We start from the raw sequence: 23,002 nt of genomic DNA, 5'->3' as shown, positions 1-23,002 counted from the left end.
GTTGCCCCAGACGGGAAAGGGGCATTCCGATGGAACTCAAATCGATGAAGACGTCGCGGGAGACCGGGGCGAACACATTCAGCGGCTATCCGATACTGGTGCTGCTGCTGGGCGATATTCTGATGGGCCTGTTCTCGGTCCCTCAGCTTGATCGGGCGGGGGCGTTCGGGGTCTTCACGCTGATCCTGTCGGTCGTCGGCCTCGTCTTCATGACGGCGGGGTTCTATATGCTGCAACCCAATAATGCAGCGGTCATTACCCTGTTCGGCAGCTATCGCGGAACCGACCGGACCAATGGTCTGCGCTGGGTGTGGCCGTGGATGGCGCGCCACAAGGTGTCGGTGCGTGCGCACAATATCCATTCCGAAAAGGTCAAGATCAACGATCTGCGCGGCAATCCCATCGACATCGCCTGCAATGTCGTCTGGCGCGTGGAGGATACGGCGCAGGCCGTGTTCGACGTCGACGACTACAAGGAATTCGTGAACATCCAGATCGAGGCGGGGCTGCGCACCGTGGGCGCGCGCCATCCCTATGACGACATGGGTGAAGAGGACGAGACGACATTGCGCGGCAGCGCCGATGTCATCAACGCCGAACTGCAGGCCGAATTGAACGAACGGCTGAAGGTCGCCGGCATCGTGGTTGACGAAGCGGGCCTCACCCATCTCGCCTATGCGAGCGAGATCGCAGGCGCCATGCTGCGCCGCCAGCAGGCCGAAGCCGTCATCGCCGCCCGCGCCAAGCTGGTGATGGGCGCAGTCTCGATGGTGGAGATGGCGCTGGACAAGCTGAAATCGGACGAGATCGTCGACCTCACCCCCGACCAGCGCGCCGATATGGTAGCGAATTTGATGGTGGTGCTTTGCGGCGACCGCGATGCCCAGCCGGTGGTGAATACGGGGAAAGGGTGAGGGTGACGGCCCGCGCCCAAGGAGCGAATTGCGCAGCAATCGCGCCTTGGAAGCGAGAGCCGGTAACCCCGGCCGACGGCTGCGCGGGGCCATGGCCCGCCGCGAGCCGTTCGACGTGACAGCCGCGGCTTTGCCGTGGCTGGCGCAGGTTTTTCGGGTTTTGCGCCAAAAGCGGACTGTCTGCAAACGACCGATTGCGGGCGTTTGAGGCATTTAGTAATTTTAGAAGATGCCGACATTCCACACCTACTGTCTTTTCTTTGCTCCTTTCGCACTTTCATTGGGTGGATGTTCGTCGCAACCGGATGTCCGCAGCCACTTAGGAGATGGCAATGAGGGCCATCCAAGGTCAATCGGCGAAAGCGAAAGCTTTTTTATCGCGGTGCGTGGCGACGAATTTGAAAGAGGTGATATTGGTAGCGATCTCGTGGCAACGAATGTCTTCGTCGAGATTGGCGCAGATCACGTAGTTTACTCCAAGAGATACATCTTGTTTTGGACTGAAGATGTCATCCCTGAAATGGAGATTAGTACGGTAGATCGTAAGAAAATTTCAGAGGAGAACTATAAGGCAATCCGACAGAGACTTTCACATTATCTACCTTCCGCTCACTCTAACAAGGATATGGTGTTGACTCCCAAAGGCTGTTCGGTTCCCCTTCATTCGGTGTCGCAGGCGAGTGTCACATTCGGAACGAGGTTTCGAGAAGCCCATGGTGCTTTCGTGTTCCCACGTGAATGTACGACCTCAAGCGGGAAAGTCGTAAGAGACGATCTGAACGCGATCCTAAAAAGCTTACCGCCCCTCGAAGGGCTCGGCGGATACCAAATCGAATAAATCTTGAAGTCCGCTTCCCACCCCATTCCAGTCACGCCGACCTGCGTGCGCTTTTCCCGTAACCCGCCGCACCCTCACAATTAATTGTCCTACGCCGAGCCGCCGAGCCATGACGCAGACCGCGCGCCCCTGCGCACGGCTCTTTTTCATCCGTAAAGTTTTTCCCTATTGCGGCAATGTGTCACCTTGGGGCGCGTATCCCTAAGGTTTCTGCGGGATTGCGCCGGGTGACGCCGCCTGTAGGACATGTCACTTGTGTCACCCTGACCCGGCGATGGGCTAGAGCAGATGCCCGGTCCGGTCCCGCTTGGTGTCCAGATAGCGCGCATTATGCGGATTGGCGGGGAGGGCGTGGGGCACGCGCTCTGCCACCGCGATGCCGATGGCGGACAGCGCCTCCACCTTCATCGGATTATTGGTGAGCAGGCGGATTTCGCGCACGCCCAAAAGCTGCAGCATCCGCGCCGCCACCGGAAAGTCGCGCGCGTCGGTGGGCAGGCCCAGCCGGTTATTGGCATCGACCGTGTCGAACCCCTGATCCTGCAGGCGATAGGCGCGCAGCTTGTTGATGAGGCCGATCCCGCGCCCCTCCTGCCGCAGATAAAGAAGTACGCCCCAGCCGCCATTCGCAGCCTCTTCGGCCATGGCGGCCAGCGCGGCATCCAGCTGCGGCCCGCAATCGCATTTGAGGCTGCCGAGAACATCACCCGTCAGGCATTCGCTATGCAGGCGCACCAAAGGCACGCGGTCGGCATTCTGCTTGCCGATGACCAGCGCGACATGTTCGCGCAGATCGTCGGGCGCGCGAAAGGCGATGATCTCGGCCTGTTCGGCGGCGTGAGTAGGCAGATGCGCACGGGCCTGAATGGTGAGGCGCGCCGGGTCTTCGAAGGCTGCGACATCGTCGGCGCTGACGGTGACCGCTTCGCCGATCGGGTCGGGGGCGACCAGAAAGGCGGGCAGGATCCCCGCGATGCGCGCCAGCGTCATGGCTGCGCGGGCGGTTTCGGGCATGTCCAGCGGCTCGGCGCGGAAAGGACCGGACAGCGGATTGGCAAGATCGCGCGAAGGATCGGCCAGCTCGCGGGCTGCCGCCAGCGAGAACGGCTCCGCCGCACGGATCAATGCGGGTGCGTCGGGGACCGCGGCGTCCTTCTGGTTGATCAGTTTCAGCGTCGCCGCCCGCGCGGCCGAGATCAGCAGCCGCGAAGCCTGCGTGCCGCCCGCGTCAAAGCCGGTCTCCGCCGCAAGCAGCAGCATTTCGCCATCGGCTCCGTACACGCGCAGCGGCCAGCCGTGGCGCAATGCGTCCACGGCCTGTGCAGCCCGGCGGGATGAGGCAGCCCCGGTCATGGCGTCAGAGGTCGAAGCTCGTGACCAGCGGGATATGGTCGGAAGGGCGTTCCCAGCTGCGGCAATCGAGATGTGCGGTGTGGCTGGTCGCCTGCGGGGCAAGTTCGGGGGAGGCCCACATGTGGTCGAGACGGCGCCCGCGGTTCGAAGCGGCCCAATCCTTGTTGCGATAGCTCCACCAGCTGTAGCTCTTTTCCGCATGCGGCACATATTCGCGGCCGATGTCGACCCAGCCATGCGCATTGCGGAAGCGGTCCAGCGCCTCGATCTCGATAGGCGTGTGGCTGACTACTTTCAGCAGCGCCTTGTGGCTCCAGACATCGTGCTCGAACGGGGCGATGTTGAAATCGCCGACGATGAGGCTGGGGCGGTCGACCGTGTCGGCCCAGTGCGCCATGCGTTCGAGGAAGTCGAGTTTCTGGCCGAATTTCGGGTTCACCTCGCGGTCGGGCTCGTCGCCGCCGGCGGGGATGTAGACGTTTTCGAGGAGCAGGCCCTTGCCCGCGCCGCCGACTTCGACGCCGACATGGCGCGCTTCGCCATTGTCCTGCCAGTCGTGGCGGGTCAGTTCTTTAAGCGGCAGCTTCGAGATGGTGGCAACGCCGTGATAGCCCTTTTGCCCGTGCACCGCGCGGTGGGTGTATCCCATCTTTTCGAACGCATCATGCGGGAAGAGATGTTCGGCCACCTTGATCTCCTGCAGGCACAGCACGTCGGGCTGCTGCTCTTTCAGGAAACGCTCGACCTGGTCGAGGCGAAGGCGGACGGAATTGATGTTCCAGGTGGCAATGCTGATCATGGGGGAAGCACTTAGGGCCTTCGCCCTGAAAGTCCAATGCTGCGAACCTGCGTGAACCCCAGAAACGCAAAACCCCCGACCCGGGGGCATTGGGTCGGGGGTTGCCATTCGCGTTCGTCACGCTCGGCAAGACGCTCTAGATGGGTCGGGCAACAGGGGGGAAACCCAGACCCGGCGTCTTGTTCGGCAATTTCTACGCCTGAACGCCTGTCGGATAGATGAACAAACCCCGTTAGGAAAGCACTGTTCGTCGCTAGTTCCGCACAATTTGGCGTTAATATGACACTAGCCAATCGGAGATGTGCGCCTGATCAGTGTTTTTGCCGCGGGCGGACGTCCTTGAAGGTAAAAGTGCCGTTGCTGACGGGGATCCCATAACGCTGGTCATCGAGGAAGATCTTGGTGACCTTGTTCTGGGCATCGACAGTGACCCAGCTTTCCAGCTGCATCCCGCCCGGGGCCTTGGCGTTGCGATTGAAGATCAGCGTCATCACCCCGTATTCGGGATGCTTCGGGTCCTTGATCCGGACCGAGATCACATCGGGATGGCTGGTGGGCATCAACGTCGCATATTTCGCGATGTCGGCCTTCGGATCGAGCAGGGCGGCAAGCGGGCTGTCGCCGATCGGCCAGACTTGCTTTTGCCGCACTTCGTAATCGAGCATGGTGAGTCGCGAACCGTCAGACACGATCAGGACGGGAACATTGTCGCCATATTCGAACCGGATCTTGCCAGGGCGCTTCAGCACCATCTTGCCGGTCAGCTGCTGGCCGGCGCGATCAAGTTGCACGAAGCTCGCGCTCATCGTGCTGATGGCACGCAGGGCGGCGACGGCGCGGTCGAGATCACCCTGTGCGGCAACGGCGGGCGCTGCGGGCAGGGCGAAGGTCGCAGGCACAGCCAGTGCAAGTGCGGCGGTGCCCATGGCGATGCGAGGGAGCCTGAAGCTCTTCGGAAGCATTGCGGAAATCATCCCGGTTGTTTGGCGTTCGGGCATTGAACCCGTGCTGAACCGGCAGGTTCCCGAATGTTCATCGGGCCGCACCGCCCCGAAAGGCGGTTTGCGGCCCGAAACGGGGCGCGGCCGAATCGGCCTGCGCCCGGCGCAAGATCACTTGATCTTGGCTTCCTTGAAGTCGACATGCTTGCGCACGACGGGGTCGTACTTGCGCTGCACGAACTTCTCGGTCGAGTTGCGCGGGTTCTTCTTGGTCACATAGAAGAAACCGGTATCGGCGGTCGAGACCAGCCGGATCTTTACGGTTGCGGGCTTCGCCATGGCGTATTCCTAATATCCTCTTGGCGGGCACTGCCACATGGCATTGCCGCGCCGTGTTCGGTCAAAATCAGAGATCTCTGTCGTGGCGGCGCCCGCGCATTACCTGCACACAGCCCTCGCCAAAGCGTGGGGGCCTTTGCGCGATGGCGCGGGGAAAGTCAAGCAGACCCGTGTTAGCGGGCCTGCTGCCCACGCTCAGCGACGGCGGCCCAGCACCCAGCCTGCGGCCAGCCCAAGGGCGGCAACGGCCCCGGCAGAGCCATAAAGCCAGCCCTTGCGGCGGCGGCGAACGCGCTCAAGCGCGGTCTCGTCGAGATAGAAACCACCCTCGGCCCCGCGAATCACCCCGGCGGCGCGCATGGCGTCAAAGCGGTCGGCTTCCACCGGATCGGTCGGCACGATGTCGGCGGCGCGATCGGGGCTGGTGGCATCGAAAGAGCGGTAGCGTGATGCCACGACCTCTTCCATTTCCCGTTCGCCGCGTGCGATCTCGGTTACGTTGCTGACCATGGTGAATTCTCCCGGTGGGTGGATTGCATTTGCCCGCCTGCCATCGGGCAGAAAAGCTGTTGTGATACCAAGCGGCGAGACGCAAGAAGGTTCCGTGTCGAGTTATGTCTTCAGCCCGCGCAGGCGAAGGCAGCGCGCATACGAAAACGGCGCCGGAAAACCGGCGCCGTTCGAAACTCTGGTGAAGAGTCGCTTATTCGGGCGTGGCGTCCATGTCGTCAGCCTGTTCTTCCATGGCGTCAGCCGTTTCTTCGGCCTGCTCTTCGACCATGTCGGCCTGCTCTTCCATGCCGGCGTCTTCCAGCATGTCTTCCTGCATTTCGCCCTGGTCTTCGACGGCTTCAGCCTGGTCTTCCATGGCGTTTTCGGCCGGGCTGTCGCAAGCGGCGAGACCGAGGCCAAGAGCAACGGCGCTGGCAGTGGCAATAAGCTTCTTCATGTGATTTTCCCCTTTGCAGTAAAGCGGGATGGCAGACACTGCCACCATCCCGATTTGCGGTTAACGCGGCGGATTACCGAACGGTTCCGCGACGGAAGAGATTAACGATCGCAAGAAGGACGACCGCACCCAGGAACGAGAACAGAAGCGACGAAAGATTGAACGCGCCGCTCGCGATCTGGTTACCGCCGACGACCAGACCGGCGATCAGGGCGCCGACGATGCCGACGACGACGTTGAGCAGGATACCCTGCTGAGCGTCAGTGCGCATGACGATGCTGGCAAGCCAGCCGATGATGCCACCGACGATGATCATGATAATGATACCCATCGTGTGTTTCCTTGTATGTCTGTGTTTGATGAGGAAACACGAAGGCCAGTCAATTGGTTCCACGAGCCAAGCGCCATTATGGACGGATATTTGCTATCCGCCCAATATTCCGGGTCTTTATCGGGTGCTCGTCTTGGACCGGAAATCGCAGATCTTTGCCGATTCGCCGGACCGGGTTCTTACATTCAGGGCCCTTACATGAAGTAGAGCCACAGACCCGCGAAGGTGCCGAAGATGATGCGATACCATGCAAAGGGCGTGAAACCCGCCTTGCTGACATAGGCGACAAAAGCGCGGATCACGATCAGCGCGACGATGAAGGAGACGACGAAGCCGATGGCGATCTCGTCCCAGCCCACTGTCATGTTCCCGGACGCGATTTCATCGCGATACTGCAGGACTTCCAGCGTGCTGGCCCCCAGCATGGTCGGGATGGCGAGGAAGAAGCTGAATTCGGCGGCGGTGCGCCGTTCGATGCCCATGGCCAGCGCGCCCATGATCGTCGCGCCCGAACGCGACACGCCCGGCACCATGGCGAGGCATTGCAGGCAGCCTACGCCAAGCGCCTGCTTGACCGGAAGCTGGCCAATGCCGCTGGGCGGGCCTTCCTTCGCGTATTTCTCGATCACGATGATGGCGATGCCGCCGATCACCAGCGCCCATGGCACCACCATCGGGCTGGCGAGGAGGATGTCGATATAGTCCTTCATGATCAGCCCGATCACGGCCGCGGGCATGAAGGCGACGACGAGATTGATGACGAAGCGGATCGATTCGGGCTGGCGATGGAAAATGCCGATGCCCGCGGCCCAGAAAGTGCGCCAATAATTCACCACCACGGCCAGGATCGCGCCCAGCTGAATGACGACGTTGAAGACTTTCCACTCCTCCGCGTCATAGCCGAACATGGCCGAAGCGAGGATCAGGTGACCCGTCGAGGATACTGGCACGAACTCCGTCAGCCCTTCGACGATGCCAAGCAGAATTGCAGTAAGTGTCAGGTTTTCCATTAGGCTCTCTTTGCGGGGGAGTTCGGGTGATGAAGGATCGGGTGTCCAAGTCAACCCTGCATGGTGCGCTGCGGCATGGGTCTCCGCCTTATGGGCAGCGTCAGGTCAAATGGGGTTAGCGGCGCTATTCGAACTGGCCTATTCGAATTGCAGCGCGGCTAGGCTGGCATAAAGCCCGCTGTTGGCGCTCAATTCGGCATGGGTGCCCTGTTCGACGATCCGGCCATCCTCCATCACCACGATGCGATCCGCCGCGCGCACGGTGGCAAGGCGGTGGGCGATGACGATGGTGGTACGCCCTTTCATCAGCGTTTCCAGCGCCGATTGCACCAGCTGCTCGCTTTGCGCGTCCAATGCGCTTGTGGCCTCATCCAGCAACAGGATCGGCGCGTCGCGCAGCAGGGCGCGGGCAATGGCGACGCGCTGGCGCTGGCCGCCCGAAAGGCGCGCCCCGGCATCGCCGATCACGGTGTCGAGACCGTTGGGCAGAGCCTTCAGGAACTGCTCGGCATTGGCGGCGCGGGCCGCTTTCCAGATGGCGTCATCGTCCGCTTCCCATGCCCCATAGCGCAGGTTGTCGCGCGCGCTGGCATTGAACAGCGTGCTTTCCTGCGGCACCAGCGCCAGCCGGTCGCGCACGGCGATGGGGTCGGCGCGGGTCAGGTCGATCCCGTCGACGCGAACGCTGCCGACCTGCGGGTCGTAGAAGCGGGCGATCAGCTGGAACAATGTCGACTTGCCCGCGCCCGATGGACCGACAATGGCAACCGTCTCACCCGGCTCGATCACCAATGAGAAATCGTTGAGCGCCTTGTCCTCGGGCCGGGTCGGATAGCGGAAGGTGACATTCTGGAACGCGATCGAGCCGCGCGCCGGGGTGGGCAGCTCTTGCGGACGGGCAGGCGCGGCGATGGCGGGCGTGGTGGCCAGCAGTTCGCCAAGGCGCTGCGCTGCGCCCGATGCGCGCAGCAGATTGCCGTAAACTTCGGCCAGCGCGCCGAATGCCCCGCCGACAAGCCCAGCGGTGATGACGAAGGCCGCAATGGTGCCGCCGGTAATGTGTCCGGCCTCCACATCCAGCGCGCCGCGCCACATCAATCCGACCAATGCGCCCAGCACCAGCGCCATGGCGAGCGCGGTCAGGATCGCGCGGAACCAGATCCGGCTCTTCGCCGTGGCGAAAGACCTTTCGACCGCTTCGCCAAAGCGCCCTGCCTCGCGGCCCTGCTGGTTGAACACCTGCACGATGCGGATGCCGCCCAGCACTTCGCTGACCATCGCGCCGATATCGGCAATCCGGTCCTGGCTGGAGCGGGAAAGATTGCGCACGCGCCGCCCCATCAGCACGATGGGAATGATCACGATCGGGATCGCGACCAGCAGCCAGACCGTCAGCATCGGCGCAAGGATGAAGAGATAGATCGTCCCGCCGATGACCGTCAGCAGATTGCGCAGGGCCACAGATATGGTGGACCCGACGACCTGCTCGATAATCGCGGTATCGGCGGTCATGCGCGAAGAGATCTCGCGCGGGTTGTTTTCCTCAAAGAAGCTGGGCGGCAGGGTGACGAGATTGTCATAGACCTTTACCCGAAGGTCGGCGACCACGCGCTCTGCCAGCCATGAAACGAGATAGAAGCGGAAGGCGGTGCCGATCGCCAGCACCACGACCAGCAGCAGCAGGTACTCGAACCAGCGATTGATGTCGCCCCCATCGAACCCGCGATCGATAACCAGCTTGAAGAAATTGGGAATCGCCAATGTCGCGGCCGCGGTCGTCACCAGCGCGCAGCCAGCGCCCACAAGTCGGCCGGGATATTTGCGGGCCGCGCCCAGCAGCATGAAGAGCGGGCCGATGGAGCGGGTCTTTGAGCCCGATGCTTCTTCCTTGCCCGCATCCTTGCGACCCGTTTCGGTCTCCGAGTCGCTGACGCGCTCGAGATCTCCGGGATCGGCTCCGGAACCTTCGTTGTCGGCTCTCGCATGCTCTGTCATGCCGGCGCACTAGAACAAACAGATGCTGCTTTGAAGTCGCTTAAACGGCTGATCCACGGCGAAACACGCCCCCATACGCGGGTTTTGCGCGGAACCTGTCCTTATTGCTGCGTTGCAGCGGGGGGCAACGCGATCTATCTAGGAGGCAATGGAACGCCGTGAGATGCCCCGCAGAGGGCGCCGCGGTGCATGGCCGGCAAATGTGCCCGGCATAAGGGCGCGCTGGCTTCTGGCGGCACGCCTCCCCCGTTGGCAAGGAGTTTACGAGTAAGTGCTGTACCAGCTCTACGAAATCCAGCGCGCATGGCGCGCCAATGCGACTGCGGTCGCGTCCGTCACTGCCGAATGGCTTGGCAATCCGAGCAACCCGATGGGTTATACGGGCTTTGGCCCGACGGTCTCTTCGGCCCTGGAAGTGTTCGCCCATGCCGCCGAGCCGCGCGGCAAGCCCGCATTCGGCATCGAAACGGTCGAAGTCGACGGCAAGACGCATACTGTCACCGAGGCGGATGTGCTGCACAAGCCTTTCGGCACCCTCAAGCGTTTCACCCATGACGGTCTCCCCAAGGATGCGCCCAAGCTGCTGATCGTCGCGCCGATGAGCGGGCATTATGCCACGCTGCTGCGCGGCACGGTCGAGCGTATGCTTCACGGGGCCGAGACCTACATCACCGACTGGGCCGATGCGAAGCTGGTTCCCTTGAAGGACGGCAAGTTCGATCTCGACGACTATATCGACTATGTGATCGAGTTCCTGGAGCATATCGGCCCCGGCACGCATATGGTCGCGGTTTGCCAGCCGTCCGTGCCCGCGTTCGCCGCAACCGCGGTGATGGCAGAGGAAGACAATCCCTGCCGTCCGGCCACGCTCACCATGATGGGCGGCCCGATCGACACGCGCGAAGGTCCGACCGAGGTGAACGAGATGGCGGTCAGCCGTCCGATGCACTGGTTCAAGCAATATCTGATCCAGACCGTCCCCATGCCCTATGCGGGCGCGGGCCGCCGGGTCTATCCGGGTTTCCTGCAGCTTTCGGGCTTCATGTCGATGAATCTCGGTAACCATATCATGAGCCAGTATGCGCTGTTCAAACATCTGGTGGCGGGCGATGGCGAAAGCGCCGACGCGACCAAGACCTTTTACGATGAATATCTCTCGGTCTGCGACATGACGGCGGAATTCTACCTTCAGACCGTGAATGCCGTGTTCAAGGAATATCTCCTGCCGCGCGGCCTCCTCACCCATCGCGGCAAGAAGGTCGACCTCGGCAAGATTCACGACACCGCCATCCTGTGCGTCGAAGGCGAGAGGGACGATATCTCCGGCGTTGGCCAGACCAAGGCCGCGATCGAGCTGACGCCCGGCCTGCCGGATTCTAAGAAGAAATATCACCTGCACCCGGGTGTCGGGCATTACGGCATCTTCAACGGATCAAAATGGCGGGGGCAGATTGCGCCGGTGGTCGAACAATGGATGGCCGATCATGCAAGGGGTCGTCTGAAGGCGGTTGCCTGACGCGACCCTGATCCAAGGTTCTGAAGGGGCGGGATTTCCCGCCCCTTTTTCATGGTTCTTCGGATTTGGAATTATCCTGCCGTTTACCACTCCCGTTTAAGATGCCTTCGCGCGCTAGGGCGTAAATTGGAAGAATGAACGGGATGACTCGCATTATTGCATTCGCATTGCGCGCCGGCGGCGCGGCGGCTGGCGCGTTTACGCTGGGCCGCATGCCCGCCGAGGTTTACGCGCCGCTTCTGGAAAGGCTCGGCATTGCCGATGCCGCATGGCTGACGCCGACAAATGAGATGATCGGCCTGTATGCGATCGGCGCATTGTTCGGCCTGCTGTTCGGCTCGGTGGTCGCGGGGCTTTTGCCCAATGGCAACCGCGACCCTGTGGGTACGCGTGAAGAGGCCGCTGCCTCCGTCCCGCGCCTGCGCCGCCATCTCGGCGACGGGCAGGGGCGGGACACATCGGCGCGCTCGCCGCTGGATCGCCTTTCGGCTCCGCCGCCGGGCCAGCGGCTGCCCAAGCACGATCTTTCCAACATCCCGCCGGCACCGCCCGAAGACGAGATCAGCTTCGACCGCATCCCCAACACCGGCGTCTATGCCGATGTCGAATCGCATATCGATTTCGGGTTGGGCGAGGATGACGAGGACCTGAAGCGATTCGCCGCAGCCCGCACCGTCGATGAGCCGCGTTCCGGCACGGGCGATTGGGGCGATGATTGGGACGCGGACGGCTGGGGCGAGGACGAATGGTCGAAGCCCGCCCCACAGGATGCTGCGCCCGCGCAGCCTGCATTCCGCGATCCCTCGCCGGAAGAAAACGAATTCGCCGCCTTCGACCAGGGGACGGCGGAGCCAGCCGCCGAAGACCCGCAATGGTCAGCCGGTGGCTCCGCGCAGCCAATGGTGGAGGAGCAGGACTGGAGCCACGCGCAGCGCCCCGCAGCGCAGGCCATGCAGCCAGAAGCTGCGGCACAAGACGATAAAACGCCTGCCGCGGCCGAAGAGGCGTGGCCCGAGGGCATCCCGATGCCGCCGACGCTGGAAGAGCAGGGCTGGGGGCAGGTGAGCCGTCCGTCTGCTGCCGCTCCCGCTTCGTCGTTCGATGAGGCCGAGCTATCGACGGATCAAGACCCCGATTTCGCAGCGGGTCATGCGCCTATGTCCATAGATGTGCCGGCAATGGATGGGCCTTCCGCGTTCGATGAGGCAGCGCATGAGGAGGAATGGGCTGCATTCAATCCGCCCGTGCCCGAACTTGGGCCTAATCAGCCCGCTGTTCCGGATGTGAGCGAGGATTTCGCGCAACCGGAAGCTCCCTTGGCTGCGGATCAGAGCGATGGCGACATGCCGGTGTTCGCTCGCGGGATCGAACCGGAAGAGGGGGCCCCGCAGGCGCCGTTTGTCGAAGAGCGTCATCATCAGCCTCCGCAATATCAGGCGGAGCCCCATTATGAGCCCGAGCCTCAGCCGGAACCCCAGGTCGTCTCGCTGCATGGCGAAGGCAGCTACAAGGGCCACGACGGGGTCAGCGCGCCGCGTTTCGCACCGGGTCTTACCGGCGGCGCCGACGAAGACTGGTTCGCAGGTGACGGAGACGAGGACGAGGATGCCGACGATGATGGCGCGGGCTACGGCTCGCTCATGGCGATCGGACTTGGCAAGACGCACAAGCCGCGCCCGAAACAGCCATCGCATCGCCTTGGCGAAGCGAATCTTTCGCATAGCCCTCTGCTCGACGTGGACCGCGACATGGGCGGAATTCCCAAAGGGGCAGGTCCGCAGGACTTCCGTCTGAGGGAGGCTCTGGAAGGGCTCAAGCGGTTCTGATAAAAGGAAAACAGTTCGTCGCGCGGGGGGTGGTCGCCATGGGGTGGCCGCCCCCTGTTTTGCTTTGATTGCCCAGAGTGCAGTTGCAAAAATCACTTCGTGTCGTCATGGGGGTTCGGAGCGCAATATCCACGCCAACCCGGCGGGATGATTCGCGCGTATATTCCGGGTAATGGTGCCCGGGCCCCGACAGGATAGGTGAAAATGGGTTTTCCGCCGGTTCAAGGCCTCTACGACTCGCGCAATGAGCACGATAATTGTGGTGTAGGTTTCGTCGCACATATCAAAGGCGAAAAATCGAACGCGATTATTCAGCAGGGCCTTACCATTCTGGAAAACCTCGACCACCGCGGTGCGGTGGGCGCAGACCCGTTGCTGGGTGACGGCGCAGGTATCCTGATCCAGATGCCCGACGCCCTCTTGAGGAAGTGGGCGGAAGGCGAAGGCAAGACGCTGCCGCCCGCCGGCGATTACGCCGTTGCCATGTGCTTCCTGCCGCAGGACGAACCTTCGCGCGATTTCGTCGTCGCGCAGTTTGAAAAGTTCATCGGCAAGGAAGGCCAGCAGCTGATCGGCTGGCGCGAAGTGCCGACCACTCTCGATGGTCTGGGCAAGACCGTGCTCGAACAGATGCCGGTGATCCGCCAGGCGGTCATCGCGCGCGGCGGCAATTGCGCCGATCAGGACGCGTTCGAACGCAAGCTCCTTTCGATCCGCAAGCAGACGCAGAACCCGCTCGCCAAGCTGGCTGAAAAGCACGGGCTGCCGGGGCTGACCGAACTTTACATGCCGAGCTTTTCGAGCCGCACCATCGTCTACAAGGGGCTGCTGCTCGCCAATCAGGTCGGCAGCTTCTACGACGATCTGCGCGATCCCGATTGCGCCTCGGCGCTGGCGCTGGTGCACCAGCGGTTCAGCACCAACACATTCCCCAGCTGGAAGCTGGCGCAGCCGTTCCGCCTGATCGCCCATAACGGTGAGATCAACACGGTTCGCGGCAATGTGAACTGGATGGCGGCGCGTCGCCGCACGATGGAATCGCCGCTGCTCGGTACCGATCTCGACAAGATGTGGCCGATCATCCCGCACGGCCAGTCGGATACCGCTTGCCTCGATAACGCGTTGGAATTGCTGCTGGCCGGTGGCTACAGCCTTGCCCATGCGATGATGATGCTGATCCCCGAGGCATGGGCGAAGAACCATGAAATGGATCCGGCCCGCCGCGCGTTCTACGAATATCACGCTGCGCTGATGGAGCCCTGGGACGGTCCCGCTTCGGTCGCGTTCACCGATGGCCGCCAGATCGCCGCCACGCTTGACCGCAACGGCCTGCGCCCGGCGCGCTATTGCGTGACCAAGGACGATCTCGTCTGCCTCGCGTCCGAAAGCGGCGTGCTGCCGTTTGCCGAAGAGGACATCACGAGGAAGTGGCGCCTGCAGCCCGGCAAGATGCTGGTCATCGACCTTGAGCAGGGCCGCATCGTCGAGGACGAAGAAATCAAGACCGAGCTCGCCAATGCGCATCCTTATGCGAAGTGGCTGAACGAGGCGCAGTACAAGCTGGAAGACCTCGACATCGTCGAGATCGAAGCCGACGACGTGCCGGTCGACCCGACCGCTGACAGCGAGCTGTTCCTGCGCCGCCAGCAGGCCTTTGGCTACACGCAGGAAGACGTGTCGAAGTTCCTCGAGCCGATGCTTTATAACGGGGACGATCCGATCGGTTCGATGGGCACCGACACGCCGATCGCCGTTCTGTCCAAGCGTTCGCGTCTGCTCTACGACTATTTCAAGCAGAACTTCGCGCAGGTGACCAATCCGCCGATCGACCCGATCCGTGAAGAGCTGGTCATGAGCCTGCTGTCGATGATCGGTCCGCGCCCGAACCTCTTAGGCCGCGATGCCGGCACGCATAAGCGTCTGGAAATCAGCCAGCCGATCCTGACCAATACGGATCTCGTGAAGATCCGCTCGGTCGAAGCGGGCCTCGACGGCGCGTTCCGCACCGGCACCATCGACATCACCTGGGAGGCCAGCACCGGGGCCGAAGGCCTCGAGATGGCGATCAAGGAAATGTGCTGGGCCGCGACCGAGGCGGTGCTTGAGGACAAGAACATCCTCATCCTGTCCGACCGCGCGCAGGGGCCGGACCGCATCGCCATGCCGGCGCTGCTGGCAACGGCTGCCGTACATCAGCATCTCGTCCGTCAGGGCCTCAGGATGCAGACCGGCCTGGTCATCGAGACGGGCGAAGCGCGCGAAGTGCATCACTTCTGCGTGCTGGCCGGTTATGGCGCCGAAGCCATCAACCCCTATCTCGCCTTCGAGACGCTGGAGAACATCCGCGTGAAGCGCGAGGCGCCGCTCTCTGCCGAGGATGTGGAATACAATTACATCAAGGCGATCGGTAAGGGCATCCGCAAGGTCATGTCCAAGATGGGCATCTCGACCTACCAGTCCTATTGCGGGGCGCAGATCTTCGATGCGGTCGGCCTGTCGACCGCTTTCGTAGACAAGTATTTCACCCGGACCGCCACCACGATCGAAGGCGTTGGCCTGGCCGAAATCGCCGAAGAAACCGTGCGCCGCCACGAAACCGCCTATGGCGAGGACGAGGTGCATAGGAAGATGCTCGATGTCGGCGGTATCTACCAGTATCGCGTGCGCGGCGAGGACCATGCATGGACCCCGTCGAACATCGCGAACCTGCAGCACGCCGTGCGCGGCAACGATTATGCGAATTATGAAGAGTTCGCGAAGTCGATCAACGAGCAGTCCGAGCGCCTGCTGACGATCCGCGGCCTGATGGAGCTGAAGAAGGCGGACACCCCGCTCGACCTCAGCGAAGTCGAAAGCGCCGAGAGCATCGTCAAGCGTTTCGCCACCGGCGCGATGAGCTATGGCTCGATCAGCTGGGAAGCGCATACGACGCTGGCCATGGCCATGAACCGGATCGGCGGCAAGTCGAACACCGGTGAGGGCGGCGAGGATCCGAAGCGCTTCACCCCGCTCGACAATGGCGATTCGATGCGTTCGGCGATCAAGCAGGTCGCATCGGGCCGTTTCGGCGTGACCACCGAATATCTGGTCAATGCCGACGACATCCAGATCAAGATGGCGCAGGGCGCAAAGCCCGGCGAAGGCGGCCAGCTGCCGGGTCACAAGGTCGACAAGACCATTGGCAAGACCCGCCATTCGACGCCGGGCGTGGGCCTGATTTCGCCGCCGCCGCACCATGACATCTATTCGATCGAGGATCTGGCCCAGCTGATCCACGATCTGAAGAACGTCAATCCGACCTCGCGCGTGTCGGTCAAGCTGGTGTCCGAAGTGGGCGTTGGCACCGTGGCTGCGGGCGTGTCGAAGGCGCGTGCCGATCATGTCACGATCTCCGGCTACGAAGGCGGCACGGGCGCGTCCCCGCTGACTTCGCTGACGCATGCGGGTTCCCCGTGGGAAATCGGTCTGGCTGAAACGCAGCAGACGCTGCTGCTCAACGATCTGCGTGCGCGTATCGCGGTGCAGGTCGATGGCGGCCTGCGCACCGGCCGAGATGTCGCCATCGGCGCGCTGCTGGGCGCGGACGAGTTCGGCTTCGCTACCGCTCCGCTGATCGCGGCTGGCTGCATCATGATGAGGAAGTGCCACCTCAACACCTGTCCGGTGGGCGTGGCGACGCAGAACCCTGAGCTGCGCAAGCGCTTTACCGGCCTGCCCGAGCACGTGGTCAACTACTTCTTCTTCGTCGCTGAAGAGCTGCGCAAGATCATGGCCGAGATGGGCTTCAAGACGCTGAACGAGATGGTTGGCCGCGTCGACCGGATCGACATGAAGCGCGCGGTTTCGCACTGGAAGGCGCATGGCATCGATCTGTCGAAGCTGCTCCACCAGGTGAAGCCGGCTGCGGGCCATGAGCTGTTCCAGACCGAGATCCAGGACCACGGCCTTGAAGGCGCGATGGACATGGAGCTGATCAGGGCTGCCGCTCCCGCGCTGGAGAAGGGCGAGAGCGTCATGCTCGACCGCACGATCAAGAACGTCAATCGTACCGCGGGCACCATGCTCTCGGGCGAGGTCGCCAAGCGTTATGGCCACTCGGGCCTGCCGGACAACACGATCCGCGTGAACTTCACCGGTGTCGCGGGGCAGAGCTTTGCCGCATGGCTGGCGCATGGCGTAACGCTGGAGCTGACCGGCGATGCCAACGACTATGTCGGCAAGGGCCTGTCGGGCGGCCGCGTGATCGTGAGGCAGCCCGATGGCATGGACCGCGATCCCACGAACAACATCATCGTCGGCAATACCGTGCTCTATGGCGCGATTGCGGGTGAGGCGTTCTTCAACGGTGTCGGCGGCGAACGTTTCGCTGTCCGCAACTCGGGCGCGATCGCGGTTGTCGAAGGCACCGGCGACCATGGCTGCGAATATATGACCGGCGGTGTCGTGATGGTGCTTGGCCCCACGGGCCGCAACTTCGCGGCCGGCATGTCGGGCGGCATCGCCTATGTCTATGACGAGGATGGATTGTTCGCGAAGCGTTGCAACACCGAAATGGTGGAACTGCGCGAAGTCGAACTGACCGACGAAGACGTGCCGCATGGCCAGCGCCCCGAACAGCGCGGCCATTCGGTCGAGGATTTCGGCATGGGCGACCCGCTCTATTACGATTCGGCGCGCATCAAGGTGCTGTTGGAACGCCATGTGCTCCACACCGGCTCCAGCCGTGCGAAGGCATTGCTCGACGATTTCGACAATGCCGTGACGAAGTTCGTCAAGATCATGCCGCGCGACTATGAAAACGCATTGAAGGCCATGGAAGCCGAGCGGCTTGAAGCCGAATCGGTGGCAGCGGAATAAGGGAGGCACACATGGGCAAGGAAACCGGCTTCCTGGAACTCGACCGCCAGGATCGCACTTACGAAGCTCCGACCGAGCGTCTGCAGCACTACAAGGAATTCGTGATCCCTCACGATCCGCAGGCGCTGCAGGGGCAGGCGAGCCGCTGCATGAACTGCGGCATCCCCTATTGTCACAACGGCTGTCCGGTGAACAACATCATCCCGGACTGGAACCACCTTGTTTACGAGGGGAACTGGAAGGAGGCGCTGGTCAACCTGCACTCCACCAATAATTTCCCCGAGTTCACGGGCCGCGTCTGCCCCGCTCCTTGCGAGGCGAGCTGCACTTTGAACATCGTGGACCAGCCGGTCACCATCAAGTCGATCGAATGCGCGATCGTCGACAAGGGGTGGAAGGAAGGCTGGATCGTTCCTCAGCCGCCTGAAAAGAAGACCGGCAAGATGATCGCGGTCGTCGGGTCGGGCCCGGCGGGTATGGCCTGCGCGCAGCAGCTGGCGCGTGCCGGCCACTCGGTCACGCTTTTCGAAAAGAACGACCGCATCGGCGGATTGCTTCGCTATGGCATCCCCGACTTCAAGATGGAAAAGCACCTCATCAACCGCCGCGCGGCGCAGATGGAGGCAGAGGGCGTTTCCCTGCGTACCAGCACCGAGGTCGGTGTCGACATCTCGATGAAGACGCTGAAGGAAAACTTCGACGCGGTGGTATTGTCGGGCGGCGCGGAAGATGCGCGTACGCTGGGCATTCCGGGTTCGGAACTGTCGGGTGTCCGCCTCGCCATGGAATTCCTGACCCAGCAGAACAAGCGCAATGCAGGCGATAGCGAGGAGCGCGCCGCTCCGCGCGGCACGCTCACCGCGACCGACAAGCATGTCATCGTGATCGGTGGCGGCGACACGGGTTCCGACTGCGTCGGCACCTCGAACCGCCAGGGCGCGGCCAGCGTGACCCAGATCGAGATCATGCCCAAGCCTCCGGAAAAGGAAGACAAGCAGATGACGTGGCCCAACTGGCCGCTGAAGCTGCGCACTTCTTCCAGTCACGAAGAAGGCGTGGACCGCGACTGGGCAATCCTGACCAAGCGCGTGGTGAGCGAGAATGGCCGCGTGACCGGCCTCGAATGCGTCCGCCTCGAGTGGGAAGGTCGCGAGATGAAGGAAGTGCCCGGCAGCGAATTCACGCTCAAGGCCGATCTCATCCTGCTTGCCATGGGTTTTGTCGGCCCGCGCAAGACCGGTATGCTGGATCAGGCCGGCGTCGAATATGACGCGCGCGGCAATGTCCTGGCCGACACGATCAAGTACCAGACCAGCGAAGACAAGATCTGGGCCTGTGGCGACATGCGCCGGGGCCAGAGCCTGGTCGTCTGGGCCATCCGCGAAGGTCGTCAGTGCGCACGTGCAGTGGATGAGGCGCTGATGGGCGTGACGGAACTGCCGCGCTGATCTGGTGATGGATCGCTGACCGGAACGCCCGCGTTTCGGTCAGCCGACAAGAGAGCCTGCTACTCCGTCCCGAGGGCGAGAGTGGCGGGCTCTTTTTCCGTCTGGCCCTGCTTTCCTGTGCGGGCCTGCGGTGATCCGTCATCGTCGAAGAACACGGTCGTTGCCTTGGGGCGCGACCCATGGCCTGCGGATGCCTGTTGTGCCGAAGCCTTGCCAAAGGCGTCATCCGCTGCCGTTTCCTGATCGTACCAGATTGTCTTTGCGCTGGGTCGCGGTGCAATTTTTTGTACCGGCCGTGCCTGCCGCGGGGACGTCGCGGTCACTGCGCCTTCGGCAGACTGCGGCTCTTCCAGCAGCGCAAGCGGGGATGCGTTTCCGGGCAAGGGGGTAGGCATGTAAGGTTCACGCGCCGCGATTTGCGGTTCTGCCGGGGCCGGTTCCGACAGCCATTCGGCCAGGCCGATCGCGCAGATGGCAAGCACGGCAGCCACGACAACCACGCGCTTTTGATAGGGCGTCGTGATCGCGCGCTTGGGCTTTCCCGCAGCTTCGGATGCGGCGATGATGCTCGCAAGATCCGCATCCAGCCTCGGTTCTCCAAAGGCCGGCATTTTCTTCATCGCGCTCAACATAGTGGCAGGCCCGGCCTGCGGCGAGGCGGGGCTCCTTCTGCGCAACACCTTCCTCGAAAGGGGTAGGCGCTTTAGCCCCGCAATTCGCCCGTCAACAAAGCCCAGCGTTCATGATCGCGCCATTCTCCGCCGATCCGCAGATAAGCGGGCGAGAAGCCCTCCCGCCTGAAGCCGAGGGAGCTGACCAGACGAATGGAGCGCATATTGCCGGGCTGGATATTCGCCTCAACCCGGTGCAGCGCCAGCGGTCCGAACGCATGACCCAGCGCAAGAGCCAGCGCCTCACGCATCAATCCCTGTCCTGCGGTTTCGGCGTAACCGTAATAGCCGCAATAGGCCGACAGGAAATTGCCGCGCGCGATCCGGGTGAAACTGATCACGCCAATGGCTGACCCGTCGGCACTATGCCGCGCGACCAGCGCGCAGTTTTCCGGTGCCTGCATCGCGGCATGAAACGCGGCGAACCCATCGCTATCGACAAAAGGTGCGGACCATGGCGCGTGGTAATTACGGTTCGCGGCATTGCGCCGGACAAGATCGCCATCATCCAGCGTGACCGGTGCGACTTTGACGCGCGCTACCATGCGATCGGCTTACGGCCATGCGCCTTCAGAAAGTCATTGGTCTGGCTGAAAGGGCGCGAGCCGAAAAAGCCGCGATGGGCCGACAGCGGGCTGGGATGCGGGCTGGCGATGATCAGATGGCGGCTTTGGCCCGATAGTTCGGGAATGCGCTTCGCCTTTGCCTGCGCATGGGTGCCCCACAGGATGAAAACGGTGGGTTCGGGCCGCGCGGCGACGGCCGCGACGCAGGCATCGGTGATCGCGTCCCAGCCCTTGCCCGCATGCGAACCGGCCTTGCCCGCCTCGACCGTCAGCGAATTATTGAGCAGCAGCACCCCCTGCCGCGCCCAGCGCGACAGATCGCCATGCGGCGGCGGCGATACGCCCAGATCGCTGGAGAGCTCTTTAAAGATGTTACGCAGGGAAGGCGGGGTCTTCACCCCATCTGGCACCGAAAACGACAGCCCGTGCGCCTGCCCCGGACCGTGATACGGGTCCTGCCCCAGGATCACGACCTTCACCTCATCCAGCGGGGTCAGCTCCAGCGCCGCCAGTCGCATGCCGCGCGGGGGATAGACTTCGGCTCCTCCATCTTCCTGCGCGCGGATCCAGCCGCCAAGCTGGCGCGCCTCTGGGGAATCGAGAACGGGAGAGAGCACCGGGGACCAGCTGGCGGGAATGGAATCATGCATGGGCGAAGGGCTAGCGACAGCGGCTTGCCGCTGCCAGCGGCAAAAATGCTGCTGTCCACGGTCTCATGGCAGCACCGCAGCCTCTTCCCCAAACGCGCGCCTTCTCGTAAGGAGCCAAGCATGACTGTCTATTTCCACGAGGAAGACCTGCCCGAAGGCGTGCTCGCGCCCGGGCCCGTTGCCGTCGACACCGAAACCATGGGGCTGATCACGCGCCGCGACCGGCTTTGCGTCGTCCAGATCAGTGACGGGCAGGGGGACGAGCATCTCGTCCGCTTTGGCCCCGAAAGCGAATATGACGCGCCGAACCTGTGCGCCGTGCTGGCCGATCCGACGCGTGAGAAATATTATCATTTCGCCCGCTTCGACCTGGCTGCGATCCAGTATTACCTGGGCGTGATGGCAGCGCCTGTCTTCTGCACTAAGATCGCATCGAAGCTGACGCGTACCTATACCGACCGGCATGGATTGAAGAACCTCGTCTCCGAATTGCTGGGCAAGGACATTTCCAAGCAGCAGCAATCCAGCGACTGGGGCGCGCCCGAACTGACCGATCCGCAGCGCGAATATGCGGCGAGCGACGTGCGTTACCTGCACGCCATGGTCGAGGTTTTCCGGGGGCGGCTGGAACGCGAACATCGCACCGGGATTGCCCAGGCATGCTTCGATTTCCTTCCCACCCGCGCCTTGCTCGATATCGAGGGCTGGGACGACAAGGATATTTTCAGCCACGAGGCGTAAAGCTTCGGGCCGTTAGTCAACCATCATGAGCGTCGAAGCCACCATCGTCAGACACAAGCGCCGCGAGCAGGCGACGCCCGGTGGTACGCATGACCGGCTGATCCACGTGTTGCTGATCGCGCTGCCGATCGGCATCGGGGTGCTTGTGGCGCTGATGATCCTTGCACCGCTTTCGACCGGCGGAGAGGTGAGCTTCCTGCTCGACCGGAACGAGGTCGATCTCACTGAAAACCGCATGACGGTCGACAATGCGATGTATCGCGGCGCCGATGACGAGGGGCGCCCGTTCTCGGTGCAGGCGGGCAGCGCCATCCAGCGGTCGAGCGAGGTGGAGAAGGTCGAGATGAACGACCTGACCGCGCGCATATTGCTGGCAGAGGGCCCCGCGGTGCTGACCGCGCAGGAAGGCACTTACGATTATTCACAGGACACGGTGGATTTCCCCGGTGCGGTCAATTTCACCGCCGCCGACGGCTATCGCATGATCGCGCGCAATGTTTCCGTGCTGCTGGACGAACGCAAGCTGGTGGGCGAAGGCCGCGTCGAAGGGCGCATCCCTTCAGGCACGTTCAGCGCTGACCGTCTGGAGGCCGATTTGCAGGAGCGCACGGTTTCGCTTATCGGCGATGCGCGCCTGCGCATGGAGCCGGGGGCTCTGAAGACGCCCTGATACGAAGGATGCCATGACCGACACTTCTTTCTCCATCCGCACCATTGCGACGCGCAGCGCGATCGGCCTCGCCCTTGGCGCGGCGGCATTGCTGGGCACGCAGAGCATTTCGGCGCAGACCATCGCAGGCTTTAATTCCAACCAGCCGGTCGATTACGCGGCTGACCGGATCGAGCTGCAGGACCGCGCCGACCGGGTGGTACTGTCAGGGAACGTGGTGGTGAACCAGGGCGATCTGCGGCTGGCCGCTGGCCGCACCGTGGTCAATTACACCAACACCGATGCCTTGCGGATCCAGCGCATTACCGCGACCGGCGGCGTGCGCGTCACGCGCGGCAATGAAAGCGCGCGCGGCAATGTCGGCGTATATGACTTCAACCGCCGCATCATCACGCTGGTTGGCGATGTCGCGCTCAAGCGCGGGACCGACACGCTGAATGGCGGGCGGCTGATCATCGACCTCAAGACCGGCGTGTCCAGCGTCGACGGGCAGAGCGCGGGCAGTTCGGCAGCGACCGGCGGTGATGGCACCACGACCGACAACCGCGGCCGCGTATCGGGCAGCTTCTCGGTACCGAGCGAGTAAGG

At 62.7% G+C, this 23,002-nt stretch carries 21 protein-coding genes; 9 read left to right on the top strand and 12 right to left on the bottom strand.

What is annotated here, in order from left to right:
* The first annotated feature begins 29 nt into the window (after positions 1-29).
* Together A9D13_RS13080 and A9D13_RS20555 are read left to right on the top strand one after the other, a co-directional pair.
* Positions 30-914 (top strand): SPFH domain-containing protein, encoded by an 885-nt coding sequence (locus tag A9D13_RS13080; RefSeq protein ID WP_066774429.1) that lies wholly within the window; start codon positions 30-32, stop codon positions 912-914.
* A 229-nt stretch (positions 915-1,143) separates the two neighbouring features.
* Complete coding sequence (locus tag A9D13_RS20555) at positions 1,144-1,752, top strand: hypothetical protein (protein WP_156522057.1); 609 nt, start codon at positions 1,144-1,146, stop codon at positions 1,750-1,752.
* 279 nt (positions 1,753-2,031) lie between these two features.
* Here the strand turns inward: A9D13_RS20555 and ribA are convergent, their stop codons facing one another.
* From ribA to A9D13_RS13035, 9 genes are all read right to left on the bottom strand, one after another.
* Positions 2,032-3,105, bottom strand: coding sequence for a GTP cyclohydrolase II (ribA, locus tag A9D13_RS13075; protein WP_066774427.1), 1,074 nt, complete (start codon positions 3,103-3,105; stop codon positions 2,032-2,034).
* Between the two features lie 4 nt (positions 3,106-3,109).
* Positions 3,110-3,904 (bottom strand): exodeoxyribonuclease III, encoded by a 795-nt coding sequence (gene xth / locus A9D13_RS13070; protein WP_066774425.1) that lies wholly within the window; start codon positions 3,902-3,904, stop codon positions 3,110-3,112.
* A 311-nt stretch (positions 3,905-4,215) separates the two neighbouring features.
* Positions 4,216-4,878, bottom strand: a complete 663-nt coding sequence (locus A9D13_RS13065; RefSeq protein WP_066774696.1) for a LolA family protein — start codon at positions 4,876-4,878, stop codon at positions 4,216-4,218.
* Positions 4,879-5,016: 138 nt separating this feature from the next.
* Positions 5,017-5,184, bottom strand: a complete 168-nt coding sequence (rpmG, locus tag A9D13_RS13060; protein ID WP_066774423.1) for a 50S ribosomal protein L33 — start codon at positions 5,182-5,184, stop codon at positions 5,017-5,019.
* A gap of 195 nt (positions 5,185-5,379) precedes the next feature.
* Positions 5,380-5,694, bottom strand: a complete 315-nt coding sequence (locus tag A9D13_RS13055; RefSeq protein ID WP_066774421.1) for a hypothetical protein — start codon at positions 5,692-5,694, stop codon at positions 5,380-5,382.
* Positions 5,695-5,887: 193 nt separating this feature from the next.
* The gene (locus A9D13_RS13050) at positions 5,888-6,133 is read right to left on the bottom strand and encodes a hypothetical protein (RefSeq protein ID WP_066774694.1); all 246 of its coding nucleotides are present in this window, start codon (positions 6,131-6,133) and stop codon (positions 5,888-5,890) included.
* Between the two features lie 73 nt (positions 6,134-6,206).
* The gene (locus tag A9D13_RS13045; RefSeq protein WP_066774419.1) at positions 6,207-6,464 is read right to left on the bottom strand and encodes a GlsB/YeaQ/YmgE family stress response membrane protein; all 258 of its coding nucleotides are present in this window, start codon (positions 6,462-6,464) and stop codon (positions 6,207-6,209) included.
* 194 nt (positions 6,465-6,658) lie between these two features.
* Positions 6,659-7,474, bottom strand: coding sequence for an undecaprenyl-diphosphate phosphatase (locus tag A9D13_RS13040; RefSeq protein WP_066774417.1), 816 nt, complete (start codon positions 7,472-7,474; stop codon positions 6,659-6,661).
* A 138-nt stretch (positions 7,475-7,612) separates the two neighbouring features.
* Positions 7,613-9,316: an ABC transporter transmembrane domain-containing protein gene (locus A9D13_RS13035; RefSeq protein WP_066774692.1), complete on the bottom strand. Its 1,704-nt coding sequence runs from the start codon at positions 9,314-9,316 to the stop codon at positions 7,613-7,615.
* A gap of 424 nt (positions 9,317-9,740) precedes the next feature.
* On the opposite strand from A9D13_RS13035, the gene A9D13_RS13030 reads away from it, so the two are divergent.
* From A9D13_RS13030 to A9D13_RS13015, 4 genes are all read left to right on the top strand, one after another.
* Positions 9,741-10,985 carry a polyhydroxyalkanoate depolymerase gene (locus A9D13_RS13030; protein ID WP_066774415.1) on the top strand — a complete coding sequence of 415 codons (1,245 nt, stop codon included), beginning with the start codon at positions 9,741-9,743 and terminating at the stop codon, positions 10,983-10,985.
* 143 nt (positions 10,986-11,128) lie between these two features.
* Positions 11,129-12,811 carry a hypothetical protein gene (locus tag A9D13_RS13025; RefSeq protein ID WP_156522055.1) on the top strand — a complete coding sequence of 561 codons (1,683 nt, stop codon included), beginning with the start codon at positions 11,129-11,131 and terminating at the stop codon, positions 12,809-12,811.
* Positions 12,812-13,015: 204 nt separating this feature from the next.
* On the top strand, positions 13,016-17,668 hold the full coding sequence (gene gltB, locus A9D13_RS13020) for a glutamate synthase large subunit (protein WP_066774412.1): 4,653 nt from the start codon (positions 13,016-13,018) through the stop codon (positions 17,666-17,668).
* Between the two features lie 11 nt (positions 17,669-17,679).
* Positions 17,680-19,116 (top strand): glutamate synthase subunit beta, encoded by a 1,437-nt coding sequence (locus A9D13_RS13015; protein ID WP_066774410.1) that lies wholly within the window; start codon positions 17,680-17,682, stop codon positions 19,114-19,116.
* 59 nt (positions 19,117-19,175) lie between these two features.
* Here the strand turns inward: A9D13_RS13015 and A9D13_RS13010 are convergent, their stop codons facing one another.
* The 3 genes from A9D13_RS13010 to A9D13_RS13000 form a co-directional block, all read right to left on the bottom strand.
* Entirely contained in the window at positions 19,176-19,736 is a 561-nt protein-coding gene (locus tag A9D13_RS13010) for a hypothetical protein (protein ID WP_156522054.1), read from the bottom strand.
* Between the two features lie 83 nt (positions 19,737-19,819).
* On the bottom strand, positions 19,820-20,332 hold the full coding sequence (locus A9D13_RS13005) for a GNAT family N-acetyltransferase (protein WP_066774405.1): 513 nt from the start codon (positions 20,330-20,332) through the stop codon (positions 19,820-19,822).
* The gene (locus A9D13_RS13000) at positions 20,326-21,003 is read right to left on the bottom strand and encodes a uracil-DNA glycosylase (RefSeq protein ID WP_066774403.1); all 678 of its coding nucleotides are present in this window, start codon (positions 21,001-21,003) and stop codon (positions 20,326-20,328) included. Before A9D13_RS13000 ends, A9D13_RS13005 begins: the two co-directional genes overlap by 7 nt.
* Positions 21,004-21,123: 120 nt before the next feature.
* Here A9D13_RS13000 and A9D13_RS12995 point away from each other — a divergent pair, with 120 nt between their 5' ends.
* From A9D13_RS12995 to A9D13_RS12985, 3 genes are read left to right on the top strand one after another with little or no spacing between them, the layout of a single operon-like run.
* Complete coding sequence (locus tag A9D13_RS12995; RefSeq protein ID WP_066774400.1) at positions 21,124-21,744, top strand: ribonuclease D; 621 nt, start codon at positions 21,124-21,126, stop codon at positions 21,742-21,744.
* A gap of 25 nt (positions 21,745-21,769) precedes the next feature.
* Positions 21,770-22,414: an LPS export ABC transporter periplasmic protein LptC gene (gene lptC / locus A9D13_RS12990; protein ID WP_066774398.1), complete on the top strand. Its 645-nt coding sequence runs from the start codon at positions 21,770-21,772 to the stop codon at positions 22,412-22,414.
* Between the two features lie 13 nt (positions 22,415-22,427).
* Entirely contained in the window at positions 22,428-23,000 is a 573-nt protein-coding gene (locus A9D13_RS12985) for an LptA/OstA family protein (protein WP_066774396.1), read from the top strand.
* The last annotated feature ends 2 nt before the right edge of the window (positions 23,001-23,002 follow it).

The organism is Croceicoccus mobilis, from assembly GCF_001661965.1.
In the GTDB taxonomy this organism is placed as follows: domain Bacteria; phylum Pseudomonadota; class Alphaproteobacteria; order Sphingomonadales; family Sphingomonadaceae; genus Croceicoccus; species Croceicoccus mobilis.
The sequence above is the reverse complement of the archived record's forward strand: the minus strand, read 5'-3'. Positions and strand labels throughout refer to the sequence as shown.

Bases quoted from the DNA above. Each gene is read 5' to 3' on its own strand.
- A9D13_RS13015 (WP_066774410.1), top strand. From the start codon at position 17,680: ATGGGCAAGGAAACCGGCTTCCTGGAACTCGACCGCCAGGATCGCACT.
- A9D13_RS13050 (WP_066774694.1), bottom strand. From the start codon at position 6,133: ATGAAGAAGCTTATTGCCACTGCCAGCGCCGTTGCTCTTGGCCTCGGT.
- A9D13_RS13055 (WP_066774421.1), bottom strand. From the start codon at position 5,694: ATGGTCAGCAACGTAACCGAGATCGCACGCGGCGAACGGGAAATGGAA.
- A9D13_RS13040 (WP_066774417.1), bottom strand. From the start codon at position 7,474: ATGGAAAACCTGACACTTACTGCAATTCTGCTTGGCATCGTCGAAGGG.
- A9D13_RS13000 (WP_066774403.1), bottom strand. From the start codon at position 21,003: ATGCATGATTCCATTCCCGCCAGCTGGTCCCCGGTGCTCTCTCCCGTT.
- lptC (WP_066774398.1), top strand. From the start codon at position 21,770: ATGAGCGTCGAAGCCACCATCGTCAGACACAAGCGCCGCGAGCAGGCG.
- A9D13_RS12985 (WP_066774396.1), top strand. From the start codon at position 22,428: ATGACCGACACTTCTTTCTCCATCCGCACCATTGCGACGCGCAGCGCG.
- A9D13_RS13010 (WP_156522054.1), bottom strand. From the start codon at position 19,736: ATGAAGAAAATGCCGGCCTTTGGAGAACCGAGGCTGGATGCGGATCTT.
- A9D13_RS13045 (WP_066774419.1), bottom strand. From the start codon at position 6,464: ATGGGTATCATTATCATGATCATCGTCGGTGGCATCATCGGCTGGCTT.
- rpmG (WP_066774423.1), bottom strand. From the start codon at position 5,184: ATGGCGAAGCCCGCAACCGTAAAGATCCGGCTGGTCTCGACCGCCGAT.
- A9D13_RS12995 (WP_066774400.1), top strand. From the start codon at position 21,124: ATGACTGTCTATTTCCACGAGGAAGACCTGCCCGAAGGCGTGCTCGCG.
- A9D13_RS13025 (WP_156522055.1), top strand. From the start codon at position 11,129: ATGACTCGCATTATTGCATTCGCATTGCGCGCCGGCGGCGCGGCGGCT.
- A9D13_RS13035 (WP_066774692.1), bottom strand. From the start codon at position 9,316: ATGCTGCTGGGCGCGGCCCGCAAATATCCCGGCCGACTTGTGGGCGCT.
- A9D13_RS20555 (WP_156522057.1), top strand. From the start codon at position 1,144: ATGCCGACATTCCACACCTACTGTCTTTTCTTTGCTCCTTTCGCACTT.
- A9D13_RS13080 (WP_066774429.1), top strand. From the start codon at position 30: ATGGAACTCAAATCGATGAAGACGTCGCGGGAGACCGGGGCGAACACA.
- ribA (WP_066774427.1), bottom strand. From the start codon at position 3,105: ATGACCGGGGCTGCCTCATCCCGCCGGGCTGCACAGGCCGTGGACGCA.
- A9D13_RS13005 (WP_066774405.1), bottom strand. From the start codon at position 20,332: ATGGTAGCGCGCGTCAAAGTCGCACCGGTCACGCTGGATGATGGCGAT.
- A9D13_RS13065 (WP_066774696.1), bottom strand. From the start codon at position 4,878: ATGATTTCCGCAATGCTTCCGAAGAGCTTCAGGCTCCCTCGCATCGCC.
- xth (WP_066774425.1), bottom strand. From the start codon at position 3,904: ATGATCAGCATTGCCACCTGGAACATCAATTCCGTCCGCCTTCGCCTC.
- gltB (WP_066774412.1), top strand. From the start codon at position 13,016: ATGGGTTTTCCGCCGGTTCAAGGCCTCTACGACTCGCGCAATGAGCAC.